This is a genomic window from Methylophilus rhizosphaerae (genome assembly GCF_900100975.1).
Lineage (GTDB): Bacteria > Pseudomonadota > Gammaproteobacteria > Burkholderiales > Methylophilaceae > Methylophilus > Methylophilus rhizosphaerae.
Genome location: NZ_FNFX01000001.1, coordinates 221,882 through 245,125 on the forward strand (window position 1 = coordinate 221,882; position 23,244 = coordinate 245,125).

A 23,244-nucleotide genomic window follows, 5' to 3' on the forward strand; every position below is an offset into this window, starting at 1 on the left:
GCAGGCACCATGATGCATAAATCCATTTTCAGCTTGTTACTCTGTCTGGCACTTTCCCAGTTACTGGGCGGGTGCGCCGTTACGCCTTCCACCATCGTACAGACACCGCCCACCCCGCGTGTGGCGATGGCGCAACCGAATACCCGGACCGAAGGGGCCATTTTCAATACTGGTGGCTATCGTCCGCTGTTCGAAGACCGTCGGCCACGTTATGTCGGTGATATTGTGACCGTGCGCATTGCCGAAAACACTAGCGCCAATAAAGCTTCCGATAATGCCCAGGGCAAAGATGGTTCAGTCGCCGCCTCTGTGACTGGCCTGTTTGGCCATAACGTACCGAAATCAGCGTTTGGCGCCAACTCTGCGATTTCATTCAAGGACAAAGGCAGTGCCGATGCCAGCAATGCTTTCAGTGGCGATGTCACTGCCACCGTCGTAGACGTGTTGCCAAATGGCTATCTGGTCATCAGCGGCGAGAAGCAGATTGGCTTTGATAAAGGCACCGAATATGTCAGGTTCTCCGGCGTGGTGAACCCTGACATGATTATGCTGGGCAACATAGTGCCTTCAACCAAAGTGGCGGATACCCGGGTCGAGTATCGCTCCAGCAGCAAAATTGATGCTGCCGAAGCGTTCTCCATCTTCTCCCGCTTCTTCCTCAGCATGATCCCGTTATAGGAGCGCTGACCATGTCACGCCTGTTTAAACTGTTTACTACCGTTTTAATCGCCAGCCTGGGGTTGAGTGCACCGCTCGCCCATGCGGAACGTATCAAGGATATCAGCAATATTCAGGGGGTCCGTGCCAACCAGCTGATCGGTTATGGCCTGGTGGTGGGCCTGGATGGTACCGGTGACATGACCACACAAACGCCGTTCACCGTGCAGAGTATTACCAGCATGATGAACCAGATGGGCATGACTTTACCTGCCGGCACCAACCTGCAACTGAAAAACGTGGCCGCCGTGATGGTCACCAGTTCACTGCCTGCTTTTGCCCAGACCGGGCAAACACTGGATGTGACTGTCTCCTCCATGGGTAACGCCAAGAGCCTGCGCGGCGGCACCTTGCTGATGACGCCGCTCAAAGGCGCAGATGGCCAGATCTACGCCATGGCCCAGGGCAACCTGGTGGTCGGTGGCGTGGGTGCTTCCGCCAATGGCAGCCAGACCCAGATTAACCATTTAAGTGTAGGCCGCATTTCAGAAGGGGCCACGGTTGAACGCGCCCTGCCCAATACCCTGCTCGACCAGAACATTGTGCGCCTGGAATTGAAGGACAGCGATTTTTCCACTGCCAACAATGTGGTAGAGGCCATTAACAAGAAATTCGGCCCGCAGACCGCCCAGGCGGAAAGTGGCCGCGTGATCCAGGTACGCCCACCGGAAACCATGAGCCGCGTCTCTTTCCTGGCCAACCTGGAAACCATTAACGTATCGCTGGCAGCCACCCAGGCCAGGATTATCCTCAATGCACGTACTGGCTCCGTGGTCATGAATAAAGCCGTTACCCTGGACAGCTGCGCCGTGTCACACGGTAACCTGTCCGTGGTGATCAACACCTCACCGGTGATCAGCCAGCCTGGCCCGTTCTCCAACGGCCAGACCGTGTCTACCGCCGTGTCGGAAATCAATATCAACAAAGAGCCTGGCAAAGTGCTCAAGCTGAACAATGGTGCCAACCTGTCTGATGTGGTCAAGGCCCTGAATGCAATTGGCACTTCCCCACAGGACCTGCTGGCGATTCTGCAGGCAATGAAAGCCGCCGGCGCCCTCAACGCCGAGCTTGAGGTCATTTAAGCGAGACGGCCATGCAAGCGCGTGTCGATACCAATAGCCTGGCGATTGATGGCAATGCACTGAACAGCCTGAAAAACGCCAAAAGCGACTCCCCGGAAGCCATCCGAGAAGTTGCCCGCCAGTTCGAGGGTATCCTCATGAACATGATGCTAAAAAGCATGCGCGACACCGTGCCGCAGGATGGCATCACCGATAACGAGCAAAGCAAGATGTTCATGGGCATGCTGGACCAGCAGCTCACCAGCCAGCTCAGCCAGAAAGGCATGGGACTGACCGATGTACTGGTCAGGCAGCTCAGCAAATTTAGCCACAAGCCAGCAGAAGAAACCGGCAAGGCAAAAACGCAAGAGCATGACAGCAAACACAACCTGGTGAATGGCTTGTCCTCCAGCAATGCCACTCCGGGCAAAGCAGTCCTCATGCAGGCAGCACAGAAAATCCGTGACGCCTACCAGCAATGGGAAGCCACGTCCCCGGATACAACCGGAACAGACAATGATGCAACCGGCGCGGGCGGCATTCCCGAATTGCCGCCGCTTCTGGAAGAAGCCAGGGAAAACGTACAAAACTTCACCTTGCCGCAAGCGCCGCTGGCCAATGCGGTACGCACCGTCGCCGGTAAAACGCAACAGTTTATCCAGCAGATGCTGCCGCATGCGCAGGCAGCCAGCAATGATTCCGGTATTCCTGCCCAATTCATGCTCGGCCAGGCCGCGCTGGAAAGCGGCTGGGGCAAACATGAAATCAAAACGGCAGGCGGCGTCAACAGCCATAACCTGTTTGGTATCAAGGCAGATGCAAACTGGAAAGGCAAAGTGGTCAACAGCACCACCACGGAATATGTCAATGGCGCTAGGGAAACCCGCGTGGAAAAATTCCGCGCCTATGACAGTTACAGTGATGCCTTCAAGGATTACGCCAAACTGATTTCACAAAACCCGCGTTACCAGCAGGCCATGAACAGTACGCATGACGCCAGTGCCTACGCCCATGCACTTCAACGGGCCGGCTACGCAACCGACCCGCAATATGGCAAAAAACTGACCCAGGTGATTAAACACTTGCAAGGTTGAGATTAAAGAATTTGAAAAAACTGCCGATAGGCAAATTAATTGTAACTTTACAAACGTGTCTGTCGCTCTGCAGGGCGAAGGCACCTGAGGTCATCCAGCTATGTCCAGTATATTCAATATCGGCAAAAGTGCATTAACGGCCGCCCAGATCGGTATTACCACCACAGGGCACAATATCGCTAACGCCTCGACGCCAGGCTACAACCGCCAGGTTATTGTGCAATCCGCCGCACAGGCCCAGAACTGGGGCTATGGCTATATCGGCCAGGGTACGAATGTCTCCAGCATTACGCGTGTATATAACGATACGCTGGCCAAACAGATGCTGAGCGCCACCTCCTCCAGCGGCGCAAGCGGCGCCTATTACAGCAATATTTCAGACATTAACAGCCTGCTCTCTGATTCCAGCGCCGGACTCGGCCCGGTAATGACCCAGTTCTTCAGCGCCGTCAGTGCGGCGGCAGCCAACCCCGGCGATATCGCTACCCGCCAGACTGTCCTGTCATCGGCAAACTCGCTGCTGGGCCGGTTTGGTGCGGTGAATGACCGCCTGAATGATATACGCCAAAGCCTGAATACCCAGATTTCCACCAGCGTAGACAACATTAACAGCTATGCCACGCAGATTTCACAACTCAATGCGGCAATTGACAAGGCCCGCAGTACATCCGGTAACCCGCCGAATGACCTGATGGATCAGCGTGACCTGCTGGTCTCCCAGTTGAGCCAGGAAATCAAGACCACCGTCGTACAGCAGGACGATGGCAGCTATAACATCCTGATAGGCAATGGCATGCCGCTCGTCGTTGGCAAGGAAACTTACCAGCTTACCACCCAGCCCAACCCGACAGATCCGGGCCGACTGGAAGTTGCTTACGGCAACAATAACCCGAAAATCATCACGGGATCCACACTGGCAGGGGGCACACTGGGCGGCATTATAGCGTTCAGGAGTGAAACACTGGATCCGGTACAGAACCAGATCGGCCAGCTGGCGATCACGCTGGCCACGCAGTTTAACGAACAGCAGCAGAATGGCTATGACCTGAATGGCGATGATGGCGTTGCCATGTTTAATATTCCGCAACCCGTGGTCACCAGCAGCGCCTACAATACGGACCCATCCAAACAGGCAACGGCAACATTCGTCGCCGGACAGTCCTCCCAGCTGACCAGCAGCGATTACACGCTGAAATATACCAACGGCCAGTACAACATCATCCGCAACAGTGATAAAACCGTCACACCAGTGACTACCTTGCCTATCACGGTGGATGGCATTGAGTTCAATGTGAATACCTCCACGCCGGCGGAAGGTGATGAATACCTGATACGCCCTACCCAGGCAGCTGCCGGCAAGATTACACTGGCCCTTGATAACCCGGAAAAACTGGCACTGGCCGAGCGCATTGATAAAGATGGCAACCTGGTCGCATTCAAGGGTCCTGGCGACAACGGCAACGGCTTGAAACTCGCCCAGCTACAGGATAATGGTGGCGTGCGCCTTATGGGTAGCAACAGCACGCGCTCCTATACCCAGGCATTTGCACTGATGGTGAGTGCCGTGGGCACAAAAACCAATGAAATGATGATTACCAGCAAGGCAGATGCTGCTTCGCTGGAAGCCGCCAACAGCGCCATGCAATCAGAGTCTGGCGTGAATCTGGACGAAGAAGCTGCCAATTTGCTGCGCTACCAGCAGGCCTACCAGGCTGCCGGTAAGATGATGCAGATTGCCAGCCAGATGTTTGACGTACTGATGCAACTGGGCCAATAGTGACCTAAAGGATAGTCCACCATGAGAATTAGTACCAACACCATTTACCAGAGCGGCACCAACCGCCTGATGGATCTGCAGAATGACCTGAGCAAGCTGCAGGAACAGATTTCTTCCGGCAAGAAAGTACGCTCTCCTGCCGATGATCCGGTGGCCGCGGCGCGTGTGCTTGAGCTGACCAATGCCCAGAATATGAACAACACCTATACGGAAACGCGTAAGGTGGCCAAAACCTCGCTGGAAACCTATGAATCCAGTCTGACCAGCATCACCAATGTGATCCAGGATATACAGTCTTCCCTGGTCAATGCCGGTAATGGCAGTTACACCAACGATCAACGCCAGATTATTGCCAATGAACTGCAGACTCGCCTGGATACCCTGGTCGGCCTGAGTAATACCAAGGATTCACAAGGCAATTACATGTACTCCGGTTACCAGACAGAAACAGCGCCGTTTGACACGTCCACGGGCAGTGTGGTTTTCCAGGGGGATTCCTCAAAACGCGCGTTACAGGTAGATGTACGGCGCCAGATGCAGGTCACTTACACCGGTGACCAGGTATTTCAGGCCAATGGCAACGATTTGTTTGCCACCCTGCAAGACACTATCAATCTGCTCAACACCCCCATTACGGATGACGCCTCACAGCAAGCCTTTAGTAGTGGCCTGGCAGATTCCATCACAAAAATGCAAGGCTCCCTGAACCAGGTATTGAGCGTACGTGCTGATCTCGGCAGTAAACTGAACGAACTGGACACCCTGGACACCACAGGCAGCGATATGGATTTGCAGTATCAAACCTCCATTTCCAACCTGCAGGACCTGGATTACACTGAAGCCCTGTCAGACCTGGCCAAGAAAAGCACCATTCTGGAAGCGGCACAGAAATCCTACGTGCAGACTTCGCAGCTTTCACTGTTCTCGTTTCTTTAAGGGAAAAAGGGAGCAACAAAAAAGCTGGCTTGCGCCAGCTTTTTTATTTTTGGTTAGGCGCTGCCGGAACAGACAGGCATGCGATCAGCGTATCACCTGCAACATCAATTGCTGCGCATCTATCAGCCAGCGGCTGATCGGGCTGACCAGGGATGGCAGGCTCAGCAAAGTCATCACCATACCGACCGAAATCGTAATCGGGAAGCCGATACCGAAAATATTAAACTGGGGTGCCGCCTTGGTCAGGATACCAAGTGCCATATTGGTAATCAGCAAGCTGGCGACCACCGGCAATGCCAGCAGCAACCCTTGCGAGAAAATATGCCCGCCCAGCAGCGCAATGGCCTGCGCATTCAGTTGCCAGTGCTGCAGCAGGATAGGCATGGTTTCGAAGCTTTGCAGCATCACGGCCACCACAATCAGATGCCCGTCCAGGCTCATGAAGACCAACAGTGCCAGCATGGTCAGGAACTGGCTGATAGCGATACTCTGCCCTTGCGCCTGCGGGTCATAAAAGCTGGCAAAGCCCAGCCCCATACTCATACCCATCATAAAGCCGGCCATCTCCACGGCGGTGAACATCAGCCGCATGACAAAGCCCATGCTGATGCCAATGAGCGCCTGCGCCAGCAATGACAACAAGCCCTGCCAGGACATCACTTCAATGGCGGGCACCTGGATAGCGGGAACGATAGCCAGCGTGATAACGAAACCGATCGCAAGCTTGATACGCTTGGGAATGGAAGGATGGCTGAATAAAGGCACCACAGACAGGCAAGCCAGGATGCGTGTCAGTGGCCATAACAGCTGCACTATCCAGTGTTGCAGGTCAGAGGCATGCAGCGTAAGCATGGGTCACCTGGTGCTGGATTAATTGACGAATTGCGGGATCATGCTGAACACATGATGCATGTAATCCACCAGGGTCATCAGCATCCAGTGCCCGGCCAGCAGCATCATGGCCATCACTCCCACCAGTTTGGGGATAAAGGAAAGGGTTTGCTCGTTAATCTGCGTGGCTGCCTGGAAAATACTGACTACCAGACCTACCGCCAACGCAATGCCCAGGATAGGGGCCGCTACCATCAAAGTGGTTTGCATCGCCTCACTGCCTAAGGTCATCACTTGTTCCGGACTCATTGCTTACTCCTTGATCTCAAATGCGCTATTCACTGAACAGCCACCTGGTTACATGACAAAACTCTGTGCCAGCGACCCCAGGATCAGCTGCCAGCCATCCACCAGTACAAACAGCATCAGCTTGAACGGCAGCGAAACAATCGCCGGCGACACCATCATCATCCCCATTGCCATCAGGATACTGGCCACCACCATGTCTATGATCAGAAAGGGAATATAGATGGCAAAGCCGATCTGGAAAGCCGTTTTCAGCTCGCTGGTCATAAAAGCCGGTACCAGGATACGCAAGGGGACTTCTTCCGGTGTCTTGATGGCTTCGTTATGTGCCATATTGGCAAACATGGCCAGGTCATTTTCACGGGTCTGCTTGAGCATGAACGCCTTCAGCGGCACAACGCCCTTCTCCAGCGCTTCCTGCATGGTAATTTTGCTCTCGGACAAAGGCTGGTAGGCATCGGTATAAATTTTGTCGAACACCGGCCCCATGACAAAAAAGGTAATAAACAATGCCAGGCCGATCAATACCTGGTTGGATGGGGCAGACTGCGTGCCCAGGGCCTGGCGCAACAGCGACAGCACAATCACGATACGGGTAAAGCCGGTCATCATCAGCATCGCGGCCGGGATAAACGTCAATGCGGTCAGCAGGATCAGCGTTTGCAGGCTCAGGGTGTAATCCTGCCCGCCGCCAGCCGCCGGCGTCACTGTGCCCAGGGGCAGGCCTTCCGCTGCCCAGGAGGTGGCTGGCAACAGCCACAGCAGCCCGGCCAGCAGTGGCAACCAAATAGATTTCAATACAGAGATTACGCGCATGTCATGGCACCCGGAATTTAATCAGGCCGGCCAGGGCCGGGCATGATTGAAAAAGATGAGGCTATGGTACGCTGACCCGGCCTGAATCAAAGACTGGAAATGAACGACTCAAGGCTTGTTTTTGAAGGATTTGACGGTTTGCTGCAAGGTATGTTGCATCGCCTGTTGCAAGCGTACTGCAAAAGAAGCCTGCGGATCAATGACGGCATCATCACCGGCCTGTATTGCTGGCGCAGGCGTTGCAGAAGGTGGTATCACCTCCCCCAGCGCCGTCATTTGGCCAGGGCCCACGCCGACCACCAGCCAGCGACCGGCCACTTCCAGTACGACCACCCGTTCCCGGGGGCCCAGCTGCACCCCGCCCACCTGTTTGATAATGCCGGTATGGGACAAACCCTGCCCCGGCATCACACGTCTCAACAGCCAAGCGATTGCTGCAATCACCAGCAGGACAATCACGGTACCCAGCACCATGCGGCCCAGGCTGTCTCCAGCAGAAGGCGCCGAAGCTGCCGCAAGACTGGCCGGTTCAGCCGCCAGTGCCATCCCTGGCAGCAGGCTGGAAAAAAACAATGCGAATCGGGTAAAAGTCTTCATCAGGCAGCGCCTACAGGGTTAGCGGTTCAGTTTGCGTATGCGTTCAGCCGGCGTGATGATATCAGTCAGGCGGATACCGAATTTATCGTTCACCACCACCACTTCACCCTGCGCAATCAGGCAGCCGTTCACCAACACATCCATGGGTTCGCCAGCCATGCCGTCCAGTTCCACCACCGAGCCTTGTGCCAGTTGCAGCAGGTTCTTGATCGAGATCTTGGTGCGCCCCAGTTCCACTGTCAGCTGTACCGGGATATCCAGGATGAAATCAATGTCATTCTGCGTGCCCTGCAATTTATTGTTGGCACTGAACTCGTTGAATACGGCGGTTTTGCTGCTGGGTTCCTGCAATGCCGCCGATTCCGCCTGCGTCTGCTCTGCCAGGGCTGCTCCCCAGTCGTCCTCGGCAATCGTCTGTACATCACCATCGGCAACATCAGACATTCCCATTGCAGCGGCAGCCGCTTCCAAATCATCATCTGCACTGTTACCAGTGGCGGGATCCATAGCCATTATGACTCTCCTTGCAATTGCTCCTGACTACCGTCAGCGCGTATTAATTTCTCAACTTTGAGGGCATATTGCCCGTTAAATACCCCGTAACGGCATTCCATCACCGGGATATTGTCAATCTGCCCTTCAATCATGTCGCTGATATTGATGGGAATCACATCTCCCTCTTTCAGCTCCAGCAGGTCAGCTACCGTCATGCGGCGAGTGGCCAGGTTAGCCACGATCTCGACTTCTGCGGCCTGGATCTGCTGCGTCATCAATTTGACCCAGCGCTTGTCGCCACCCAGGTTTTCCCCCTGTAAGGGCGAAGTCAGCAGGTCCTTGATCGGCTCCACCATGGAATATGGCACGCAGAAATGCATTTCGCCGCTATTCGGGCCCAGCTCGATATTGAAGGTAATCGCCACCACCACCTCATTCGGTGTCGCAATATTGGCAAATTGCGTATTCATTTCCGAACGCAGGTATTCGAACTGCACCGGATATACCGGCGCCCAGGCTTTACCATAGGCCTCAAACATAATGTTGAGGATGCGCTGGATAATCCGTTGCTCGGTCTGTGTGAAATCGCGGCCTTCCACCCGGGTATGAAAGCGGCCATCGCCACCAAACATATTGTCCACCACCAAGAACACCAGCGTCGGATCCAGGACCAGCACGCCAGTGCCACGCAATGGATTCATGTGGATCAGGTTCAGGTTGGTGGGCACCACCAGGTTACGGATAAAGTCGGTGTACTTGGTAATCCTGACCGGGCCGACCGAGACTTCCACGGTGCGGCGCAGGAAGTTGAACAACTCGACCCGCAACAAACGGGCAAAACGTTCATTGATGATTTCCAGCGTCGCCATACGGCCACGCACGATGCGCTCCTGGGTAGCCAGGTTGTAGTCACGAACGCCACCCTCGTCCTTGACGGGTGCATCGCTGTCGTCATCGCCCGCCACGCCTTTGAGCAGCGCGTCGATTTCATCCTGTGATAGAAACTTGTCAGCTGACATGATGGTTCACTTTTAACACCAGGTGTTCTGCATTACTGGATCACAAATGAGGTAAACAATACCTGTGTGACGTTCAATGGCTTGCCTTTTTCCGTCAATGGTTTTTTCAGCTCGGCCAGTAACTCTGCACTGAGTTGCGCCTTGCCTTCCGGCGTCGCGATATCTGTCGATTTCTTGCTGGTCAGCAACAGCAGTACCCGGTTGCGTAACACCGGCATCTGCGCTTTCATTTTGTCTGCCAGCTCACTCCCCTTCACCTCCATGGTCAGGTCCAGCTGCAGGAATTTTTCATCAGGGTCGGGCAACAGGTTGACGGTAAAGGTTTCGAACGGGACATAGGTCAAGGCTGTTTTCGGGTCAGCATGCGCGCTTTCCGCTTCGTGCTCAGCCTCTTCGTCTGCCTTAGCTGCTTTGGTCTGGTGGGTATCCTCTTTTTTCTTCATCAGGAAAAAAGCGGTACCACCGCCCACCACAACCAGGCCCAGCACGACTGCCAGAATAATAATGATCTTTTTCTTGGAGTTGGGCACTGCGATTGCAGCTTCTGCTTTCGCGGGTTCTTGAGCCATGACACAAACCTTTCAATTGAACTTCAATACAGCATGCGAGATGGTGTCATTATGCGTAAAATGCGGTCCCGGAGATTGCCGGATAAAAGGGCAAATTGGGCGTTTAATTAGCCTTTATGCCGCCGGGGAAGGCAGCATTGCCCTTATCAGACAAAGGTATCGACCAGGCCGCGGACGGACGTCGTTCTCACTGCGGCGGCAGGTGCTACCGTCTCAACCCCCGCCTGGGCACCCTGTCCAAAGGCTCGGCTACCATCCTCCGAAGCCTGTTGCCCGAAGTGCTGTTGTGCCTGCTCGCCATTGCCGACAAACGTTTGCCCCAGGGCCAGCCCTTGCGACTGCATGCGGTCACGCAAATCCTGCATGCCGTCTTGCAGTGCCTGGCGCACCAGCGGGTTATCGCTGATAAAGCTGGTATTCACCGACTGGTTATCCACTTTCAGGACTACCTGGATAGGCCCCAGGTCAGGTGGGGACAAGGTCAGGCTGGCGACATCATCGCCACTGCCTACCATATTCAGCACATGCTGGTTCATGGCTGCCTGCCAGCGCTCATTGCCGAATGGCGTGGCAATTTGCGACATCATTACGTTGGCACCCTGGGAAACCCCTGCCGCATTCAGCCACGCATTGTTAGGCATCACCTGCGCTGCCGGTGCTACTTGCGCAAGGCTGGATATTGCCGGTTCGGTCTCTATCTGGTTCAATTGACTGGCCGCTTTATCCGTACCAGCTGTCTGTTGCACGGCCGCTGCCACGGCTTTGGCAATGCCCAGCGTTTCAGTGAAGTTGTCATTTTTATCTGCCAGGGCAATATTTGGCTCATCCGTGGAGAGCTGCCTGGCCTCCACTCCCTGGCCAGCGCTGTCCTCCGCCACAGACGTGTCGGCCGGAAGCACACCACGCGCTTTCTCTGCGGTATCACCAGGAACAACCGTCGCTTTTGCCAATAATGCATCGCTTTGCAACGGGTCTTCCGCTATGTCACCGGATACGCCTTTAGCTTTGTTGATCACCCCTTGGCCTGTGGCCGGGCGCATTGCCATCATGGTCTGCATCCAGGGCGCCAGGCCAGCGGCCTGCGCATCGGCGGTTTCCAGGTGAGCCATTAGGCGTTTCTTGCGCGCCTGTGGTGTTTCATCAGCTGCGGACGTTTCTTTTGTGCCATCAGTGGGCTGGTCATCGTGACTATCATCGCCCTGCGTTTCCTGTGCCTGCTTTTCATCCGTCTTGGCAGCAGGTGCCTGGGTTTGCTCCGCGGCAAGTTGCCCATTGGACTGGGCCACGGCGGACCTGGAAGATTCGCGCATATCTTTTGCCAGCGGCCTGGGTATTGGATCGGTACCGGTAGTGGTACCGGAAGATTTGTTGGTCTGCTGCATCTGCTTGCGCAAGGCCTGTGCAAATTCATCCGGTGCATTCGCCACGGATTCCTGAGACTGTGTATTGCCGGCAGCGGGCTTCACCGCGTCAGCTGCCCCCATATTCAATAATACCGAGGGGTTTAAAAATGTCATGTCAATCTCCTGTACAACTTTTGATTACAAGCGCGTACGTTTGGCACGGCTGGCAAATTCATCCATCATTTTCTGGTCACGCTTGTTTTCGGCCTTTATCTGCAAGGTTTCTGCGCGCGTGATCAATACTTCATACGACTTTTGCTTGCGTCGTTTTTCCTGCAATACCTGCTGTTTCTGCAAAACCATTGCCTGGAACTGTTCTATTTGAGCATTTTGGCCTTGCACGGCAGATTCCAATTGCGAGAAAAAGCCCTGGAAATTACGGTATAAATCGGATTTGATGCCTTTTTGTGCCAGCTGCTGCCATTGCTGCTGGTACTCCTGCTGATATTGCCCAAGCAATGCCTGCTGCTGCCTGGCGTGCTCCAGCTGTTGCATAACCTGCGCCAGCACCTGCATGGCTGCTTCGACTTCCTCGCCAGCCAGCCGGTTCAGCAGGGCCAGGGTATGGGTGGACTGTTTCGCCATGGATAAGGCCCCGCTGCGTTAAGACACCACTTGCGAGAGTTGCTGCAAGCTATCCTGCATGGCCGCACATTCATGGATATCCTGCTGCAGGAACTGGTTAATCTGGTCATGCTTGCTGATAGCGACATCCAGCATAGGATCGGAACCCGGCTGGTAAGCACCGACCGCAATCAGGTCCTGGTTACGCAGGTAGCGGGAATACAGCTGCTTGAGCAAGCGGGCCGACTGCTGGTGCTCCTTGCTGGTGATATTGTGCATGGCACGGCTGATGGATTGCTCAATATCAATCGCCGGGTAATGGCCGGCTTCCGCCAGGCTGCGGTTAAGCACGATATGCCCATCCAGAATCGCCCGCGCCGAATCGGCAATCGGGTCCTGCTGGTCATCGCCTTCGGTCAGTACAGTATAGAAAGCTGTAATCGAGCCTTCACCACGTGCGCCGTTGCCGGTACGTTCTACCAGCGCCGGTAACTTGGCAAATACAGAAGGCGGATAGCCTTTGGTCGCAGGCGGTTCACCAATGGCCAGCGCAATTTCACGTTGTGCCATGGCGTAACGGGTCAGGGAATCCATGATCAGCAGTACATTTTTGCCTTGCTGGCGGAAACGTTCGGCAATGGTGGTGGCGTAGCTGGCGCCTTGCAAACGCATCAGGGCGGAAACATCAGCCGGTGCAGCCACGACCACGGAACGGGCCAGGCCTTCAGGCCCCAGGATCTGTTCAATAAACTCCTGCACTTCTCGCCCCCGCTCACCGATCAGGCCAACCACAATCACATCCGCGGTGGTATAACGGGCCATCATGCCCAGTAATACGCTTTTACCAACACCGGAACCGGCGAACAGGCCCAATCGCTGGCCGCGGCCCACCGTCAGCATGGCATTAATGGCGCGTACGCCTACATCCATGGTTTCTTCAATCGGTGCGCGCATCAGCGGGTTGATCACACGGCCATTCAATGGTGCGGTCACGTCAGTGGCAATCGGCCCCAGGCCATCCAGAGGCACGCCGGCAGCATCGACCACACGCCCCAGCAAACCATCACCGACAGGGAAATGACGCGCCCGGTCCTGGGCGCGGCGGCGTGGCGGACGGCCAAACTGCGGTTTGGGCAAGGTGTCTGTGACTTCCATACTGAATACCTTCGCGCCGGGCACCACGCCATCCACGGCAGTCTGCGGCATCAGCAACAGGTTTTCGCCATCGAAGCCTACGACTTCCGCCTCTACACGGCCGCCGTCCTGCAACGGGATAAAACAGGCACCGCCGATAGGCATTTTGATGCCGGTCGCTACCATCACCAGGCCGGTGACTTTGACAATACGGCCCGCCACTTCCAGCGGTTCAACCAGGTTGATGATTTCGCGGCAGTCTTTCAGGTAACTTTGCCAGCGCAGGGTATGAATGTTATCGCGAGTGGTGTCGGCAGCAGGCGCTGCCGCCTGGATATCAGTCTGTGGCTCCACAGCGGAATTGGAGTCAACAGCAGGGTCGTTTAACTGTGTCATACGGTGGCCACCAACATGCAATTGCGTTAATTACTCGGCTGATGACACAGGCTTATGCCAGTCATCGTAATGGGACAGGCCCTGCACCAAGCGTTTCCAGCGGATTTCGTTACTGGCATCAATCTGGTTGTCAGCTGTCTCCACCAGGCAGCCACCGCGTTCAACCTGGCTATCCTCCACCAGTTGCCAGCCCTGCTCTTTCAGTTGTTCGCCGATATTGGCACGCAGCACTTTGGCATCTTCATGATGCACAATCACCCTGGCGGGCTGCTTGATATGCGGCAGGTATTGCATGGCATCCAGCACCACCGGAATAATCGCTTCGCTATCTGCCTGCAGCTTGCTCTTGAGCATGGCCTTGGAGAGTTCCAGGGCCAATGTCAGGATAGATTCGGCCACCGCCACATCCTGCATGGACAAGGCCTGCTGGAAACTGGCAGACAACTGTAATAATTGCGCACTTTCCGCCTCAATGCGGGTCTGGCCTTGCACCAGGCCATCCTGGTAGCCGGTTTTGAAACCCTCTTCATAGGCTTCCTGCCTGACCTGTTTCAGGATATGGCTGACAGTACGCGCATTCTCTTCGGCCTGCGCTTTCTCCCGCCTGACCCGCTCGGTGTCAGATACCTCATCAAAACTGGCTAACTCCCAGCGTTCATAAGCGGTCATTTTTTCTTTGGGTGTTGCAGAGGCTACCATGCGACATTTTCCTTCGTATGACTTTTAAATATACTGCTCGCTGTCACCTTTGCCAGCCAGCATAATCTGGCCCTCATCGGCCAGGCGGCGAACGGTTTGCAGGATAGTTTTCTGCTGGTTTTCCACTTCGGACAGCTTGACCGGTCCGCGGCTTTCCAGGTCATCACGCATCATGTCTGCCGCGCGCGAAGACATATTGCGGAAGAATTTTTCGCGCATTTCCTCGGACGTCCCTTTGAGCGCGACGATCAATACATCGGACTGCACTTCACGCAGCAGAATCTGGATGCTGCGGTCATCAATATCCATGATGTTGTCAAACACAAACATCTGGTCCATGATCTGTTGCGCCATGGCATCATCGTAGCTCTTGAGGCCATCCATCAGCTTGGCTTCATTTTCACCACTCAGGTAGTTCATGATATCTGCCGCCGTTTTCACACCGCCTATAGCCTGACGCTTGAGGTTGTCATTACCGGACAGCATTTTCAGCATGCCTTCATTCAGCTCCCGCAATGCGGTTGGCTTGACGCTATCCAGTGTGGCAATACGCAGAATCACATCCTGGCGCAACCGCTCGGTGAAATGGCTCAATACTTCGGCGGACTGCTCTGCTTCCAGGTGGGAGAGGATGGTTGCAATAATCTGCGGATGCTCATTCTTGATAAAATCGGCCACGCTGAAGGCATCCATCCACTTCAGGCTCTCAATGCCGGCAGCATCCTGCGATTGCGGAATACGGTTGAGCAAATTGGAGGCCTTGTCTTCACCAAAGGCCTTGACCAGGACGGAACGGATATAGCTGTCTGAGTCCAGGCCGAAATCGCTGCTGCCGGCAAAATCCAGCATGAATTTTTCCAGTACTGACTCGACCTCTTCCTTGGGGACGGGCTTCATCGCAGCCATGGCCACGCCGAGTTTCTGTACCTCTTTGGGGGAAAGATGCTTCATGACCTCGGCGGCCTCATCTTCGCCGAGGGCCAGCATCAAAATCGCACTTCGTGTTACGCCATCAACAGCCATCTGCTATTTCTCCACGGAAGTCCAGTTGGAAACCACATTCGCCACCATGCGTGGATTCTCCTTGGCCACCTGTTTGGCCGCCTGCAAACTCTGGGACAGGCCTTCGCTATCAGCGCCTGGCAAAGCCGGGGCATCGCCACTCAGCGTCACCAGCGCATCGTCACCATTGCGGCTATCGCCTTCTATATGGGGCAAAGCGGTAGCCGCGGCGGCTTCCAGCGCCTTCTTGTCCGCACCAGTCAGCTTGTTGGCCAAAGGCTTGAGCAATTTCTTGTACAGCATTACCAGCACGATGACACCGGCCAGGAAGCGCAAGGACTGCGTCGCGTAGTCAATCACCATGGGGTCTTTCCACCAGGGCGCTTCGGCCAGTTTTTCCTGTGCTTCGCTGATAAAAGGGGTATTCACGACGGAGATGGTGTCGCCACGCTCGCGGTTGAAACCCATGGCCTGCATGGCCAGGTCGCTCACCTGTTGCTTCTCGGCAGCATTCATGGCACGGTAAGTGGTTTTACCGGTACTGTCGACCAGAGGAATATGGTTCACCACCACCGCAACATGCAGGCGCTTGATGCCACCTTTCGCCTGCTGGATATAGCTCACGGTTTTATCCAGCTCATAGTTGGTTGTATTATCTTTCTGCGTATTTTGTGGCGGTGCCGGTGCAGCAGCAGGTGCTGCACCTTCACCTTCCGGCTGTGCGCCTTGCGCATTAGGTGCATTGATAGGCGCAGTAGCATCACCAGGTGGCTGGTTGCTCAGGGCACCAGGCACGGCGCCGGTGTTGTTATTGCTGCTCTGGGATTCATGACTTTGCGCACTACGCACGGCCATCTCTTCCGGCTTGCTGTTGGGTTTATAGGATTCGTTGGCCTGCTCGGTGTTAGAGAAATCAATTTCAGCACTGGCTTCGGCATGTACGTTTTTGGCACCGACAATCGGTGTGATAATGGACTCCACCCGACGGGCAATACTGTTCTGCATATTTTCGACATACGCGACCTGTTCCGGATCCAGGCCGTTCTGTTTGGCCTGCTTGGCGTTGTCAGATAACAGGTTGCCATTCTGGTCAACCACGGTGACATGGTCGACTGACAGGTTGGGTACGCTGCTGGCGACCAGGTGTACCACGGCACCGACCTGCTGTGCATCCAGGCGGCGGCCACTATGCAAATTCAGTAACACGGAAGCGGTAGGGTACTGCTGCTCGCGCACGAATACGCTGGGTTTGGGGATTGCCAGGTGGATGCGTGCGGCCTGCACGGCGGAAATGGACTGGATGCTGCGCTCCAGTTCACCTTCCAGGCCACGCTGGAAATTGACCTGCTCGACAAACTGGGAGACGCCGAATTTCTGGTTTTCCAGTAATTCAAAACCGATATTGCCACCTTTAGGCAAGCCTTGTGCCGCCAGCCGCAAGCGTACCTGATGCACCTGGTCCGCAGGAATCAGGATGGCGCTGCCACCTTCGGAAAATTTGTAAGGGATATTCTGCTTTTCGAGTTCGGCAACAATGGCGCCGCCATCCTTATCGGCAAAATTGGAGAACAGCACGCGATAATCCGGCTTCTGGCTCCATAACCAGAACACCACCATGATGGCGACGATGGCGGCAATCCCCGCAACCAGCAGCAACTTTTGCCCCAGCTGGCCGAATAGATCGGGTGTGCCATTTGACTCTATCGTTGACTCGAGCGCAGCAGCATCAGCAGCCATTTAAATCTCCATGTTCGACAATCTGCAGGAATACATGAACGCCCTTCCGGGCAAAGTTGCAAATCATGCATTTCAACTTGAATACCTTGAGCGGCATTCATACATGGAACGCATTATGCGCCTGCCCTGCAAATTCAAATTGGCAAATAAGACGGATTAATCTCGCCTATTTTCCGGAGCAGCCGGGGGAGCGCAATGTTACAGTGGCTACCATTGTCATCCGTGGGTCAGAACGACCCGATACAACGAAAGGAGACCACATGAACGCAGGCGGTATTGATGCCCAGCGCATCTCGTCCATGCTGGCACAGTTACGTGCAGCAGCACAGAAACCGGAAGGCCTGGGCGCCCCGGCAACCCAGGCGCTCAGCCAGGTGCAGAAGCCGGCGGCGGCCAGCCCCACTAGCCAGGTCAGTTTCAGTGATGCGCTAAAAGCGTCACTGGACCAGGTCAACAACATGCAATTGCAGTCAGAAAAAATGGGCCAGGATTTTGCCATGGGCAACGATAATGTCAGCCTGTCCGATGTCATGATTTCCGGGCAAAAGGCTAACATTGCCTTTCAGGCCACGGTACAAGTCCGCAACAAACTGGTCAGCGCCTACCAGGAAATGATGAACATGCAGGTTTAACCTGCCTGACACTTTTCTTGCCAACCGGCTTTACCCCTTCTTCATCCCGGCGGGATTTCCTGCCCGCCACCCTGCTCCAGCTGATATAGCCAGGCCAGAATTTCGGCAATGGCCTGGTATAGCTGCGGCGGGATATGCGCATCCAGCTCCACCTGCATCAGCAACCCCAGTAAGGCCCGCGATTCATGCACATAGACATTGTGCTCCCTGGCGATCTCAATAATGCGTTCTGCCAGCAAGCCGTTGCCCTTCGCCACCACGCGCGGCGCAAGGTCACCGGCTTCATACGCCAGTGCCACGGCAGACTGGGTATAGTGTTTATCCGGTTGCATGGGATGGTTCACCGCTATCAGGGGTGTCGCGACTGATCTGTAGCGACGTCACTGCCAGGCCGGCAGTGTGTAAACTGCCCGCCAGCTGGCTGCGTGCCGCCTGCATGCGTTGCAGCGTTTCATCCGCTTCCGCCTGCATGTGCACTGCCAGGCGCCCGTCGGTCATGACGATGCGCACCACGACATCCCCCAGGCGTGGAAATTTCAGGGTGAGGTCGCTTTGCAAGGTGTTCATGGCAGGATCTTCGGCCGGATTGGGGGAAGGGTCACGTTCACTGACCTCCCATTGCATGTGTTGGCCCGGCCAGATTTCACCGTGCCAGATCACGCGCTGCTGTTCCAGCACCTGCAACTGCTGCGCGACCATTTCCGGCGCTATAAATTGCGGTTTGTTTTGCGGCTCCTGCAGCAACTGGTGCCACGGACGGCTGCCCAGCGTAGCCTCTTTCAGGTGGGATTCATAAAACAGGCCAGAGCTATCCAGCGCATGCTTTAAATCCCTGGCCAGCACTTGTGGTTTTTGCGGGCTATGGCTGACGACGGCTTGTGCTTGCAGTGCCATCGCCTGTTGCTGGAACATGGGAGAATTGATCCAGCGCTGTAGTTGCTGGGCGGGATTGCTCAGGTCAACCTGGCTTGCCTGCCCAGGCATGGCATGCAGCAACAATGCCAACCCTTCAGTGGAGCCATGCTGCGCGGTATTGGCCAGCAAACCGGCAGATACCAGCCCGGTGCCAGGCTGGTTGCCTTCTTTCGCCGCATCGGCCAGGCTCCAGCGTACCTGCGGGTACGCTGCCTGCGCCTCTTTCCCGGCGGAAGATTGGCCCAGGTACTGCATTTGTAATGCTTGCTGCTGTGCGAGATGTGCCGGTAACTGCATATACACCAGGGCAGGTTTCTGATCAGGCAACTGGATTTCAACTTTGAAGCTGGCCATGCCAGCGGTATTGGGAGATTCTTTTTGCAGGATTTGTCCGGTGAACTGTGCGCCCGGACGTAAACGGCTCCATAGCGGCGCCTCAGCCTGTGTGCCTTCGACCGGTGCGATCAAAGATACCGCACGCAAGCCCTCTGTCTCTTGAGATATGTTACGAGGAGAGAGAACTTGCGGGATCGGGAGCATTTACAAGGTATCCGGCGGGATGCGCGCATGGAGTTGCGCATCAAAAATCATATCGGTAATCCGGTGCATGACAGGGTAAAGCAAATCGCGGATTTCACCATCGTCGGCCAGGATCTGCTGCACCAGCACCTGTTTGCGTTTATGCTGTTCCGGTGTCAGGGATAAGGACTGCAACCGCAGGGTCTGTTCCAGGGTTTTAATCACTTCGATCTTGAGCATGTAGGACTGCTCCAGTTCCGTGACTTTTTCCCAGGCATCCTGCCTGGCCGCAATCAGCATCTGCGCCATGATCTTGGCAGAAGATTCGTAGGTATCAATCAGTGCTTTCGACATGTTGTTATGCCCCTGCCATCGCCAAACGGTTAAAAGCGCTGGCCTGGCCTTGCTGTGCAACCAGCGTATCCATGGCAGCATTGGCCTGCGCGGCTTTAGTTACCCCGTTCTTTTCCAGGGTTTCCCAGGCACTTTTCAGGCTCATCAGCAATTGCTGGATTTCATGCACTTTTTTCGCATCCATATGCAGGCTGGCCTGCATCAGGCTACGGGTCATGTATTGGTACAATTGGTCCAGGCTACCTGCAATCTGGCCACCGGCCTGCTTGTTCAGGCTGGCGCGCAAGCCATTGTCAATAATGGAGACAGCTTTGGTCAGGCACTCTCCCTTTTTCGTGATGTCGCCTTGCTGCATGGCCTGCTGCGCATGGATGCAGGCAGTGATAGCGCCTTCATACAACATCACGGTTAATTTTAAAGGGCTGGCATCGACCATGCCGGTTTCCAGGCTAACATTGGCGTAGGCATGAATGCCTGACTGTTTGTTTCCGAACATAAAACTCTCCTGACTGCTGGTCTGTGTTAGCTGTGATTAGCTTTTATTCAATGCCGCAATTTGCTGGCTGAGATAAGAACTGGTGCTTTGCATGCTGCTCAGCAAGGCATCCAGGTTGGCGTACTGCGTCCTGTAGCGCTGCTCAATAGCCGGCATTTTGGCGTTCAAATCATCATATCTGTCTTGCAACCCCTTGATAGAGGTCTGGATACCATCGGTTTTCACTGTCAGTGATCCCACATCTGCTTGCAGCCAGCTATCGATCATGCTGCTGAGCTCGCCGGCGAGGCCCTGGCTGAATGTGACTGTGCCGCGGCTACCCGTGGCAGAGCCGTTAATCATGATTTTGAGGCCCTGGGCCGCGTTGTCTACGCCCCCTGTCAGGTTGGCACCACTGCCTATAGCCGCTACGCCATTAATGGTGCCGGCAACACTCTGTGTCCCGTCAGCCAGCTGGCTGACATTGATGGCGTAGGTGCCAGACAATGTTTTGCTGGAGCTGCCCATATAAGTGACCTGCGGGTCGGAAGTGGTGGCAGACGGCGCAAACAGTTTGGCCACATCAGATAAGTTGGTACTTAATGCTTTTGCCAGTTTGTCGCTATCCAGGCTTAATGAACCATCGACATAGGAGGATTTGATGCCAATATCCGCCAGGGTACGGAACGTGGTTGCCGTGGGTGAGGTTTTTGCCAGCATGCCCTTCAGTTTGACCATGATGTCGCGTGCGGTTGAATCGCCCAACAAAGGACCGTTGGAGGAAGAACCGCCTTCAACAAACTTGGTCAGGTCGTTCAAGGTGGAATTTAACTTGTTGTAAGCATCAACAAAACTTTGTACTGAATCTTGTATCGCGCTGGTATCCGTTGCCACCTCCAGTGTGGCATTGGTACTGGTCACGGATTTCAGGTTCAGCGTCACTCCCTGGATCACATCACTCAGCGTATTGCTGGATTTGCTCACGGCCAGACCATCCACGGTCAGCAAGGCATTTTGTGCCGCGACCAGTTGTGTCATGTTCTTGCCGCTACCTGCTGTTGCCAGCGGATCATACGCCAGCGCAGACAAACCCGTGCCATCGGTGCTGTTACCATCGGCATCAGTCACATCAATTTTCATGCTGTTGACTTCGCCAGTCTCTTTTGAAGTGATGACCAGGCGGTTACCGCTGCCGTCATTCACAATCGACGCACTCACAGACGCATTTTGTGCGTTGATGGCATCACGAATACCGGACAGCGTATTGTTGCTGCTGTCTATCGTGATAGTGATCGCCTGTTTATCCAGGTTGCTGGTAAAACTGGCGGCGGTACCATTCGTGGTATCCGCTGCGTTATAAGTACCAAAAGAGATCTTCAGGGTACCAGTGCCTATGATATCGCTGGTATTGGCAAAAGCAGCTGTCGCCAGTTTTTGCGAAGCTGCCAGCTGGTTGACGGAAATGTTGTAGCTACCACTGGTCGCCGTACCGTCTGCGGTGGCCACAATACTGCTGCCGTCAGACAAGGTAGCGGTTTGTGTCGTGAACTTGGCTGCGGTTGACAGCTTGTCTAGTGCGGCCTGGAAAGTGCTTAAACCGCTTTTTAGAGTGCCATACGCGGAGAGTTTGGTATTGTAAGAGCTGATCTGCGTTTGCAGTTGCGTCAGGGGTTGCTTTTCAATCGTCATCAACCCGGTGACAATCGAGTCAATTGCCAGGCCGGACGCGCCGGTTGTTGGGGTAATTGTCGCCATCTCTTCTCTCCAGACACTAAAAAAATAATGCCCCTAGGCTTTCTGCCTGATCACCAGACCACGCAGATTATCCAGGGTTTTGCTAATTGCCAGCACTTCCTCATTGGGAATCTGGCGCAAGACCTGCTGTGTTTCAGTATCTACCACTTTCACTACAATACGATCAGTGTCGTCATCAATTGAAAACTGTATGGTTTGCAATGCAGGGGCCACATAATCATTCAGTTTCTGTACGGCGCCAGTCAATGTTGCCTTATCCATCACATCTGCAGGTTTCTGCTCACCACTACTGGCATACTTCACCAGTTTGAGGCTATTCACAGCTGCCAGCCCTTGGGGTGGTCTTTGTCCGCCCATGCCATCTATAGATTGAGTCATGATACTGCTCCTTCTGCTTAGCCTAAATCCACAGGGACAAGTCCCTGTGGATCCGATTGAACTGGGTTAGAGAAAATTATCTCAACAGTGTCAATACTTGGTTAGGCGTCTGGTTCGCTTGTGCCAGCATCGCTGTACCTGCTTGTTGCAGAATTTGTGCACGTGTCATGTTGGCAGTTTCTGCGGCAAAGTCAGCATCCATGATACGGGACTTGGCAGCAGACATGTTTTCAGATGAAATCTGCAGGCTGCTGATCACAGACTCGAAACGGTTCTGGTAAGCACCCAGCTGCGCACGGCTGGTGTTCACAGCTTTCAACGCTTCATCAATCGCAGACAGTGCAGCTGAAGCAGCTGAAGCTGAAGCAATCCCGCCTGAGATGGTACCTGCAGCCGCAACAGAGCTTACGTCGATGGTATCAGCGGCATCGGCACCTACCTGGAATGATGTGGTAGAGGAACCAAATGTCGCAGAACCGTTAAACTTGGTCGCAGTGCTCAAACGTGTCAATTCCTGGTTCAACTGGCTGAATTCTGCATCCAGGTTGGCACGGTCACCGCTACCATAGGAGCCGTTGGCAGCCTGAACAGCCAGTTCACGCATACGTTGTAAGGCATCAGTACCTTTAGCCAAACCACCTTCAGCTGTTTGCAGGAAAGAAATCGCGTCATTGGAGTTGCGGATCGCTACGCCCATACCGCGAATCTGTGAATCCAGGCTGGTAGCAATCGCCAGGCCTGCAGCGTCATCCTTGGAGTTGTTGATACGCAGACCAGAGGACAAGCGTTGAATAGAGGTATTCAGGCTTGACTGTGAAGTAGTCAGGTTACGTTGTGCATTTAAAGATGCAATGTTGGTGTTAATTACTGCAGCCATGTTATGTCTCCTTTAGAGTCGTATATCCAGTTAAGTGTCAAATCGTCGTATTACTGTTACCTCAACGCTGATTCGCTTGCTACTTACCAAATTTTGCTAATTCATCGTTGTTGTTTGTGTTATCGACCAGTCCGGAAATTTCTTTAATACTGTATGTAGAATTTCTTTTCCATCGGTCGAACACTT

26 protein-coding genes are annotated in these 23,244 nt (G+C 54.5%); 6 read left to right on the plus strand and 20 right to left on the minus strand.

The window, feature by feature from the left end:
* Positions 1–9: 9 nt before the first annotated feature.
* The 5 genes from BLP53_RS01015 to flgL all read left to right on the plus strand — a co-directional run bounded on the left by BLP53_RS01015 (position 10) and on the right by flgL (position 5,585).
* On the plus strand, positions 10–678 hold the full coding sequence (locus BLP53_RS01015; protein WP_245652555.1) for a flagellar basal body L-ring protein FlgH: 669 nt from the start codon (positions 10–12) through the stop codon (positions 676–678).
* 11 nt (positions 679–689) lie between these two features.
* Positions 690–1,799: a flagellar basal body P-ring protein FlgI gene (locus BLP53_RS01020; protein WP_091468494.1), complete on the plus strand. Its 1,110-nt coding sequence runs from the start codon at positions 690–692 to the stop codon at positions 1,797–1,799.
* 11 nt (positions 1,800–1,810) lie between these two features.
* On the plus strand, positions 1,811–2,872 hold the full coding sequence (gene flgJ / locus BLP53_RS01025; RefSeq protein WP_091468497.1) for a flagellar assembly peptidoglycan hydrolase FlgJ: 1,062 nt from the start codon (positions 1,811–1,813) through the stop codon (positions 2,870–2,872).
* A 100-nt stretch (positions 2,873–2,972) separates the two neighbouring features.
* Positions 2,973–4,649, plus strand: coding sequence for a flagellar hook-associated protein FlgK (gene flgK / locus BLP53_RS01030; RefSeq protein WP_091468501.1), 1,677 nt, complete (start codon positions 2,973–2,975; stop codon positions 4,647–4,649).
* Between the two features lie 21 nt (positions 4,650–4,670).
* Positions 4,671–5,585, plus strand: coding sequence for a flagellar hook-associated protein FlgL (gene flgL / locus BLP53_RS01035; protein ID WP_091468506.1), 915 nt, complete (start codon positions 4,671–4,673; stop codon positions 5,583–5,585).
* Positions 5,586–5,669: 84 nt separating this feature from the next.
* On the opposite strand, the gene fliR is transcribed toward flgL, so the two are convergent.
* The 13 genes from fliR to fliF form a co-directional block, all read right to left on the minus strand.
* Complete coding sequence (gene fliR / locus BLP53_RS01040; RefSeq protein WP_091468510.1) at positions 5,670–6,437, minus strand: flagellar biosynthetic protein FliR; 768 nt, start codon at positions 6,435–6,437, stop codon at positions 5,670–5,672.
* A gap of 18 nt (positions 6,438–6,455) precedes the next feature.
* Positions 6,456–6,725, minus strand: a complete 270-nt coding sequence (gene fliQ, locus BLP53_RS01045; protein WP_091468515.1) for a flagellar biosynthesis protein FliQ — start codon at positions 6,723–6,725, stop codon at positions 6,456–6,458.
* A gap of 48 nt (positions 6,726–6,773) precedes the next feature.
* A complete protein-coding gene (gene fliP / locus BLP53_RS01050; protein ID WP_091468519.1) occupies positions 6,774–7,538 on the minus strand; it encodes a flagellar type III secretion system pore protein FliP in 765 nt (254 codons plus the stop codon).
* A 108-nt stretch (positions 7,539–7,646) separates the two neighbouring features.
* A complete protein-coding gene (fliO, locus tag BLP53_RS01055) occupies positions 7,647–8,135 on the minus strand; it encodes a flagellar biosynthetic protein FliO (RefSeq protein WP_091468522.1) in 489 nt (162 codons plus the stop codon).
* A gap of 18 nt (positions 8,136–8,153) precedes the next feature.
* Entirely contained in the window at positions 8,154–8,648 is a 495-nt protein-coding gene (gene fliN / locus BLP53_RS01060; RefSeq protein ID WP_091468524.1) for a flagellar motor switch protein FliN, read from the minus strand.
* On the minus strand, positions 8,648–9,649 hold the full coding sequence (gene fliM / locus BLP53_RS01065; RefSeq protein ID WP_091468527.1) for a flagellar motor switch protein FliM: 1,002 nt from the start codon (positions 9,647–9,649) through the stop codon (positions 8,648–8,650). The genes fliN and fliM overlap by 1 nt, the downstream gene beginning before the upstream one ends.
* A gap of 32 nt (positions 9,650–9,681) precedes the next feature.
* Positions 9,682–10,218: a flagellar basal body-associated protein FliL gene (gene fliL / locus BLP53_RS01070; RefSeq protein ID WP_091468532.1), complete on the minus strand. Its 537-nt coding sequence runs from the start codon at positions 10,216–10,218 to the stop codon at positions 9,682–9,684.
* Positions 10,219–10,364: 146 nt separating this feature from the next.
* Positions 10,365–11,735, minus strand: a complete 1,371-nt coding sequence (locus BLP53_RS01075; protein WP_091468536.1) for a flagellar hook-length control protein FliK — start codon at positions 11,733–11,735, stop codon at positions 10,365–10,367.
* A 24-nt stretch (positions 11,736–11,759) separates the two neighbouring features.
* Positions 11,760–12,206: a flagellar export protein FliJ gene (gene fliJ / locus BLP53_RS01080; protein ID WP_091468539.1), complete on the minus strand. Its 447-nt coding sequence runs from the start codon at positions 12,204–12,206 to the stop codon at positions 11,760–11,762.
* 18 nt (positions 12,207–12,224) lie between these two features.
* Complete coding sequence (gene fliI, locus BLP53_RS01085; RefSeq protein ID WP_245652556.1) at positions 12,225–13,715, minus strand: flagellar protein export ATPase FliI; 1,491 nt, start codon at positions 13,713–13,715, stop codon at positions 12,225–12,227.
* 30 nt (positions 13,716–13,745) lie between these two features.
* The gene (locus BLP53_RS01090) at positions 13,746–14,414 is read right to left on the minus strand and encodes a FliH/SctL family protein (RefSeq protein WP_091468542.1); all 669 of its coding nucleotides are present in this window, start codon (positions 14,412–14,414) and stop codon (positions 13,746–13,748) included.
* Positions 14,415–14,438: 24 nt separating this feature from the next.
* Positions 14,439–15,437, minus strand: a complete 999-nt coding sequence (gene fliG / locus BLP53_RS01095; RefSeq protein ID WP_091468546.1) for a flagellar motor switch protein FliG — start codon at positions 15,435–15,437, stop codon at positions 14,439–14,441.
* 3 nt (positions 15,438–15,440) lie between these two features.
* Complete coding sequence (fliF, locus tag BLP53_RS01100; RefSeq protein ID WP_091468549.1) at positions 15,441–17,153, minus strand: flagellar basal-body MS-ring/collar protein FliF; 1,713 nt, start codon at positions 17,151–17,153, stop codon at positions 15,441–15,443.
* 260 nt (positions 17,154–17,413) lie between these two features.
* Between fliF and fliE the strand changes: the two genes are divergently transcribed.
* On the plus strand, positions 17,414–17,785 hold the full coding sequence (gene fliE, locus BLP53_RS01105; RefSeq protein ID WP_091468554.1) for a flagellar hook-basal body complex protein FliE: 372 nt from the start codon (positions 17,414–17,416) through the stop codon (positions 17,783–17,785).
* A 41-nt stretch (positions 17,786–17,826) separates the two neighbouring features.
* On the opposite strand, the gene BLP53_RS01110 is transcribed toward fliE, so the two are convergent.
* The 7 genes from BLP53_RS01110 to BLP53_RS01140 form a co-directional block, all read right to left on the minus strand.
* Complete coding sequence (locus BLP53_RS01110; RefSeq protein ID WP_091468557.1) at positions 17,827–18,117, minus strand: EscU/YscU/HrcU family type III secretion system export apparatus switch protein; 291 nt, start codon at positions 18,115–18,117, stop codon at positions 17,827–17,829.
* Positions 18,104–19,183, minus strand: coding sequence for a flagellar hook-length control protein FliK (gene fliK, locus BLP53_RS01115; protein WP_245652557.1), 1,080 nt, complete (start codon positions 19,181–19,183; stop codon positions 18,104–18,106). Before fliK ends, BLP53_RS01110 begins: the two co-directional genes overlap by 14 nt.
* A gap of 57 nt (positions 19,184–19,240) precedes the next feature.
* A complete protein-coding gene (locus BLP53_RS01120; protein WP_091468564.1) occupies positions 19,241–19,573 on the minus strand; it encodes a flagellar protein FliT in 333 nt (110 codons plus the stop codon).
* Between the two features lie 4 nt (positions 19,574–19,577).
* Positions 19,578–20,069: a flagellar export chaperone FliS gene (gene fliS, locus BLP53_RS01125; protein WP_091468568.1), complete on the minus strand. Its 492-nt coding sequence runs from the start codon at positions 20,067–20,069 to the stop codon at positions 19,578–19,580.
* Positions 20,070–20,105: 36 nt separating this feature from the next.
* Positions 20,106–21,803, minus strand: a complete 1,698-nt coding sequence (fliD, locus tag BLP53_RS01130; RefSeq protein ID WP_091468571.1) for a flagellar filament capping protein FliD — start codon at positions 21,801–21,803, stop codon at positions 20,106–20,108.
* Positions 21,804–21,836: 33 nt separating this feature from the next.
* Positions 21,837–22,181 carry a flagellar protein FlaG gene (locus tag BLP53_RS01135; RefSeq protein WP_176755176.1) on the minus strand — a complete coding sequence of 115 codons (345 nt, stop codon included), beginning with the start codon at positions 22,179–22,181 and terminating at the stop codon, positions 21,837–21,839.
* A gap of 76 nt (positions 22,182–22,257) precedes the next feature.
* Positions 22,258–23,058 carry a flagellin N-terminal helical domain-containing protein gene (locus tag BLP53_RS01140; protein WP_091468577.1) on the minus strand — a complete coding sequence of 267 codons (801 nt, stop codon included), beginning with the start codon at positions 23,056–23,058 and terminating at the stop codon, positions 22,258–22,260.
* Between the last annotated feature and the right edge of the window lie 186 nt (positions 23,059–23,244).

Bases quoted from the DNA above. Each gene is read 5' to 3' on its own strand.
- BLP53_RS01015 (WP_245652555.1), top strand. From the start codon at position 10: ATGATGCATAAATCCATTTTCAGCTTGTTACTCTGTCTGGCACTTTCC.
- BLP53_RS01020 (WP_091468494.1), top strand. From the start codon at position 690: ATGTCACGCCTGTTTAAACTGTTTACTACCGTTTTAATCGCCAGCCTG.
- flgJ (WP_091468497.1), top strand. From the start codon at position 1,811: ATGCAAGCGCGTGTCGATACCAATAGCCTGGCGATTGATGGCAATGCA.
- flgK (WP_091468501.1), top strand. From the start codon at position 2,973: ATGTCCAGTATATTCAATATCGGCAAAAGTGCATTAACGGCCGCCCAG.
- flgL (WP_091468506.1), top strand. From the start codon at position 4,671: ATGAGAATTAGTACCAACACCATTTACCAGAGCGGCACCAACCGCCTG.
- fliR (WP_091468510.1), bottom strand. From the start codon at position 6,437: ATGCTTACGCTGCATGCCTCTGACCTGCAACACTGGATAGTGCAGCTG.
- fliQ (WP_091468515.1), bottom strand. From the start codon at position 6,725: ATGAGTCCGGAACAAGTGATGACCTTAGGCAGTGAGGCGATGCAAACC.
- fliP (WP_091468519.1), bottom strand. From the start codon at position 7,538: ATGCGCGTAATCTCTGTATTGAAATCTATTTGGTTGCCACTGCTGGCC.
- fliO (WP_091468522.1), bottom strand. From the start codon at position 8,135: ATGAAGACTTTTACCCGATTCGCATTGTTTTTTTCCAGCCTGCTGCCA.
- fliN (WP_091468524.1), bottom strand. From the start codon at position 8,648: ATGGCTATGGATCCCGCCACTGGTAACAGTGCAGATGATGATTTGGAA.
- fliM (WP_091468527.1), bottom strand. From the start codon at position 9,649: ATGTCAGCTGACAAGTTTCTATCACAGGATGAAATCGACGCGCTGCTC.
- fliL (WP_091468532.1), bottom strand. From the start codon at position 10,218: ATGGCTCAAGAACCCGCGAAAGCAGAAGCTGCAATCGCAGTGCCCAAC.
- BLP53_RS01075 (WP_091468536.1), bottom strand. From the start codon at position 11,735: ATGACATTTTTAAACCCCTCGGTATTATTGAATATGGGGGCAGCTGAC.
- fliJ (WP_091468539.1), bottom strand. From the start codon at position 12,206: ATGGCGAAACAGTCCACCCATACCCTGGCCCTGCTGAACCGGCTGGCT.
- fliI (WP_245652556.1), bottom strand. From the start codon at position 13,715: ATGACACAGTTAAACGACCCTGCTGTTGACTCCAATTCCGCTGTGGAG.
- BLP53_RS01090 (WP_091468542.1), bottom strand. From the start codon at position 14,414: ATGGTAGCCTCTGCAACACCCAAAGAAAAAATGACCGCTTATGAACGC.
- fliG (WP_091468546.1), bottom strand. From the start codon at position 15,437: ATGGCTGTTGATGGCGTAACACGAAGTGCGATTTTGATGCTGGCCCTC.
- fliF (WP_091468549.1), bottom strand. From the start codon at position 17,153: ATGGCTGCTGATGCTGCTGCGCTCGAGTCAACGATAGAGTCAAATGGC.
- fliE (WP_091468554.1), top strand. From the start codon at position 17,414: ATGAACGCAGGCGGTATTGATGCCCAGCGCATCTCGTCCATGCTGGCA.
- BLP53_RS01110 (WP_091468557.1), bottom strand. From the start codon at position 18,117: ATGCAACCGGATAAACACTATACCCAGTCTGCCGTGGCACTGGCGTAT.
- BLP53_RS01120 (WP_091468564.1), bottom strand. From the start codon at position 19,573: ATGTCGAAAGCACTGATTGATACCTACGAATCTTCTGCCAAGATCATG.
- fliS (WP_091468568.1), bottom strand. From the start codon at position 20,069: ATGTTCGGAAACAAACAGTCAGGCATTCATGCCTACGCCAATGTTAGC.
- fliD (WP_091468571.1), bottom strand. From the start codon at position 21,803: ATGGCGACAATTACCCCAACAACCGGCGCGTCCGGCCTGGCAATTGAC.
- BLP53_RS01135 (WP_176755176.1), bottom strand. From the start codon at position 22,181: ATGACTCAATCTATAGATGGCATGGGCGGACAAAGACCACCCCAAGGG.
- BLP53_RS01140 (WP_091468577.1), bottom strand. From the start codon at position 23,058: ATGGCTGCAGTAATTAACACCAACATTGCATCTTTAAATGCACAACGT.